The following is a 4,891-nucleotide window of genomic DNA, read 5'->3' on the forward strand; positions in this document are numbered from 1 at the left end:
CGATAGCGTAGCCCGTAGCACGCCGACCTTGCCCACACAAGCGTAAGCGAAGTGTGGGCAAGGGCACGCCCAAAAAATAAAAATCATAAATAAGGTAAAATCGCTTTGACAAATAAGGCTATCGTAACCACTGCCCCATTAAGATAGTTAAGATATATTTGATACCGATTGCGCTGTGTGTCCTGCTTTACAAACACTAAAATAGGATATAAAAGCACTCCCAAAGCCCAAAAGCCAAAATAATACAAAAATAAACCTGCTGCTACCGCATAAAATATAAACACAAGCAATAAACTTAAACGCTTACCTATGACCACAGCAGTAGTACGTAAACCTGCTTCCTTGTCTGCTTCAATATCTGGGATAGCACCTAAAAGATGAGAACCAAAGCCCCAAATAAACAAAGGTAGTAATTTCCATAAACTTACGTACTCTACTTCAATACCTTGTGAATTGTGAAACTTGAACGCATCATAAAAGTAGTACAACGCGAAAAAAGCAGTGATAGTATAGTGAAAAGAAGAACTGATAAAATCTAAAAAAGGCCGTCCTTTAAGTTGTATAGGTTTGACCGAGTAGGCTAAAGCTACCATTAACATGGCAATGTAGACAATTAAATTAAAGTCCAAGTAAAAAGTGTATATTATCCCAAATATAACCGCAAGCATACCCGACGTCCACAAGATGAAATCATGATACTGCGGTGCAAGTACCTTGCCCTCTAAGTTTGTTTCTAGTTTTCGGGCATTTTTTAGGTCAGTTTCGTAGTCAAAAACATCATTTACTCCGTATAAAATGATGTTATACGGAATGAGAAAAAAAAACAAGGTAACAATAAAAAACGGCTGCTGAATTATATCTATCAATCGGTAAGGTGAAATACCTTCTAACTTGAAAGATAAACCAGCCATAATGTAACAGAACCCAAAAGTGTAAGCCGTGTTGACCCACAAAAAGGGGCGCGATACTTTTATCAGTATTTTTAGGTTCTGTATAAAATTGGGCGAAGTATTTTTTTGTATTCTATTCACAGCACTACTGCTCTGTACAACACACAATCATAAATAAAATTCACGAACGTAAAAAAATATTGGCGACCTGCAAGCAGATCGCCAATATAGTCTACACTTGTTCTCTTACACCTACTACGGTAAAGCGTTTGACAATAAATTCAGGCGTAGTGTAGGCAGCATTTCCTGCTTTATTTCCTCCTGTGCCGTGAAAGTCTGAAAACCCTGCAGATTGATTTACCCAAGTAGGTCCTGATAAGTTAAAGGCTATTGAAATAGACACAGGTAACAAAGCTTGAAGCATGCGTTCTTTTACGTCGGGTTTAGCGGTATAGATGGATAAAGTCAATCCGCCCTTTTCTTCTACTAATTTTTTAGCTAATTCAATACTTTGCTCTACATTTTCGGTTCGGATGATAAACACAATAGGTCCAAAAAGTTCTTGGGCATATTTATCATATTCAGATGCTTCTACTTGAATAAATAATGGGCTGCTGGTACGTGCGTTCGGAAATTCAGGATTTTGAATGGGCTGCGGTTCTAAAATGATTTTGTAGCCTTGATTTTTAGTATTTTGGATGCGTTGGTAAGTATCTTCACTTTGAATAGCGCCTAATACACCTGCGCCCATTTTAGGATTTTGCGCTAATGCTTTAACTTTATCAGCAAATTTTTGTACCACTTCTTGAAAAGAAAGGTGTCCGACATTAGTATCTACGCCATTTTTAGGAATAAAAAAGTTCTGGGGCGCAGTGCACATTTGCCCACTGTATAAGGACACAGAAAAAGCTAAGTTTTCTAGAGCGTTTTCAACATCAACAAAGGACTCAAAAATAACCGAATTAACCCCTGATTTTTCTGTGAAAGTTATTTTATTTGGAAGACTTTCAATATAATTACCAAAGTGTGAGCTACCTGTAAAATCAATCAATTTTACAGCAGGGTGTTCAGCTAATAGTTTAGTAATAGGGTTTTGAGAAGTATCAGGGGCGAGTTGAACAATATGTGGGTCAATACCTGCATTCTTAAATACTTCTTGCATTTTTGCTATCCATATTGCTATGGGTAAAATAGCTTTTGGATGTGGTTTTACAATAGTAGGATTGCCTGTAATTAAATTTGCATATAAACCAGGTACAGTGTTCCAAACGGGAAAAGTAGAACAGCCAATTACTAGCCCTATTCCTCTTGGAACTACATAAAATCGTTTGTCTAATACTGCATTAACTTTGCCCAAAGGTTTATCCCAACGAACAGTAGTAGTAGGATAACGACTAAGTTCTTCATATCCTACGGCGATGGCTTCAAGCGCGCGGTCAGCAGCGTGAGGTCCTGAAGCTTGAAAAGCCATTATGAAAGCTTGTCCCGTAGTGTGCATGGTAGCATAAGCAATGTCAAAAAAGACATTTTTTATTTGTTCTAAAGTTTCAATCAATAGGTCTGCGCGTTGGGCATAATTTAGGTTCAGCCATTGTTTTTGGGCTTTTTGGGCGTTTTTAATCAAGGTTTCTACCTCAAAAGCAGGATATTGTATGTTTATTGGTATTCCGTAAGGGGAACGCTCTTCCCCTACTGTACCTGATGCGCCTTCCTGTAAAAGCTGTGTGAATGTAGATTGAGAAATTTGCTCAAAACGCCTTTTAGCATCTTCATTTGCTGTTTCACCGTATATTTTTCCTGATGGCGCTTCGGGATATTGCGCGTAGTATGTTCTCTCGCGCAGTGCTTTTATCGCATTTTCTAAAATGGCTTTATGTTTCATAGTTCAAAATTAAGAATTCTGTTGAGATAAAATAGTATTTTTTGTTTGGTTAAGAATATCCACAGCTCGTTCAAGAGTAGATGCCTCTGCATATACTCGTAAAATAGGTTCTGTGCCAGAAGGGCGTATCATGACCCATTCTCCATTTTCAAAATGGAACTTATATCCATCTATACTCTCTATACTTTTTACTTGTAAATTGCCAAAATGCGTATAAGCATTATTTTTACAGTGTGTGAGAATATGTTGTTTTTCGCTTTCAGAAACATGTAGATCGTAACGCTCCATAGCAAAAGTACCTATTTCATCGTAAATAGTTTGAACAAGTTCAGAAAGTTTTTTACCTGTTTTAGCCATAAATTCCATAATCGTCAGACCTATAAAAATTCCATCACGTTCAGGAACGTTGCCAATAATTGCAATACCTCCCGATTCTTCACCTCCTACAATTACTTTTTCGTTTAGCATAATTTGACAAATGTACTTGAATCCAATTTTGGTAACTTGGTGCGGTAAATTGTATTTTTTGCATAATTCTGAAATTTTTTGCGTGCAAGAAAAAGTAGTAACTACTTTGCCAGATAAGCCTTTTTGTTTGTGAAGGTAATAAATGAGCAGCAGTAAAATATGATGTGAGTCTATGAATTTTCCATTTTCATCATACAAGCCGATTCGGTCTGCATCGCCGTCAGTAGCCAAGCCTATTACTAATTGGTCTTTCGGCTGTATTTTAGCTATTTGAGATACAGTTTTAGAAAGTTGAATAAGATTTTTGTGAATAGGTTCAGGGGCTTGCCCCATAAAAGAAGGATTATACTCACAGCGTAAAAAAGTGCCATTCAGTCCTAAATGTTGTAATACTCGTTGCCCTGCGCCGTACATTGCGTCGTAAACCACGTGAATCTTTTTTCTAATAAGTTCAATATCAAAATTTTGTTTGAGGTGATTAAGATAGAGTGTTTCAAAGTTTTCTTTTTCAATACCAGCAGGGCTGAAGTTTGTATCAATAGGTGTGTCAATCAGACTTTCTATTTCGCTAATCATTTCAGGTGTGGCAGGACCGCCGAAGTAACCTTTTATTTTGTAGCCGTTATATTCAGGCGGATTATGGCTGGCAGTAATGATAATACCTGCGGCACAATTAAAATGAACCGTAGCCAAAGAAACCATTGGCGTAGAACAAAAATCCGTGCTTAAAATAACTCGTATTCCCATTTGGCTAAGTATATCTGCTACGTGCTGTGCGAACTTTGCACCCATGAATCGGCAGTCGTATCCTACGGCAACTGTCAATTTGTTTGGATAATTTTTGCGTATCCACAAACCTGTGGCTTTGGCTACGCGAGATAAATTTTGCAGAGTAAAATCTTCGGCTATAATAGCTCGCCAGCCATCTGTACCAAATATTATTTTTGGTGCTGTCATGGTTAGGTAGGCAAAGATAAACAAAAACTTAAATATGATACTTTTTAGTATTTTTGTGTGTGAGCTGGTTAGATTTCATTTTTTCAAATAAAGAAAAAGAAGCAGAATCCCCTGCAAAAGCTTTGCTCAAAAAGCTGGATAGCGTTTTAATTGTCCAAACTATAACTGAAATAGAAAACCAAACTACGGCTGAATTACGCGTTCATATTGAGGACACTACTCATGGATTAGAGGTCTACAATCGGGCTAAGCAATGTTTTGAGCAGCTAGGTATGACGCAAACCGCAGAACGCAATGGAGTTTTGATTTACATAGCCGCAGCGGATCATAAGTTAGCAATTATTGGCGATAAAGGAATATATGAAAAAATTAGCTCTGACTATTGGACTCATATCAAAGATGAGATGATTCGGTACTTCAAAGCAGGGCAATACACTGAAGGAATAGTTCAAGCAATTAAGGATATAGGTAAAGTTCTGCATAAGTATTTTCCTAACGCAATGGGCAGTAGCCGAAATGAGCTTTCAAATGAAATTTCCATAGGATAAGAATTTTTGAACTTAAAAATTTTTGATTTTTTGGGCGTGCCCCTTGCTGCGCAAGGGTCGGGGCATTCTGCACTACGCTTCGCTTCGGTGCTCCGCTAACGCTCCGCACTGCCTATCGGCATGCTCCATGCCCCTCACGCAATTGA

At 37.9% G+C, this 4,891-nt stretch carries 4 protein-coding genes; 1 reads left to right on the forward strand and 3 read right to left on the reverse strand.

Going from position 1 to position 4,891, the window contains the following annotated elements:
* Positions 1-83 precede the first annotated feature (83 nt).
* The 3 genes from NZ519_12115 to NZ519_12125 form a co-directional block, all read right to left on the reverse strand.
* Positions 84-911: a UbiA family prenyltransferase gene (locus NZ519_12115; GenBank protein ID MCS7029500.1), complete on the reverse strand. Its 828-nt coding sequence runs from the start codon at positions 909-911 to the stop codon at positions 84-86.
* A 211-nt stretch (positions 912-1,122) separates the two neighbouring features.
* Positions 1,123-2,772, reverse strand: coding sequence for a phenylacetic acid degradation protein PaaN (gene paaN / locus NZ519_12120; protein ID MCS7029501.1), 1,650 nt, complete (start codon positions 2,770-2,772; stop codon positions 1,123-1,125).
* 9 nt (positions 2,773-2,781) lie between these two features.
* Positions 2,782-4,197 (reverse strand): phosphoglucomutase/phosphomannomutase family protein, encoded by a 1,416-nt coding sequence (locus NZ519_12125; GenBank protein ID MCS7029502.1) that lies wholly within the window; start codon positions 4,195-4,197, stop codon positions 2,782-2,784.
* Between the two features lie 59 nt (positions 4,198-4,256).
* Here NZ519_12125 and NZ519_12130 point away from each other — a divergent pair, with 59 nt between their 5' ends.
* Positions 4,257-4,745: a TPM domain-containing protein gene (locus NZ519_12130; protein ID MCS7029503.1), complete on the forward strand. Its 489-nt coding sequence runs from the start codon at positions 4,257-4,259 to the stop codon at positions 4,743-4,745.
* Positions 4,746-4,891: the final 146 nt, after the last annotated feature.

Source organism: Bacteroidia bacterium (assembly GCA_025056095.1).
Lineage (GTDB): Bacteria > Bacteroidota > Bacteroidia > JANWVE01 > JANWVE01 > JANWVE01.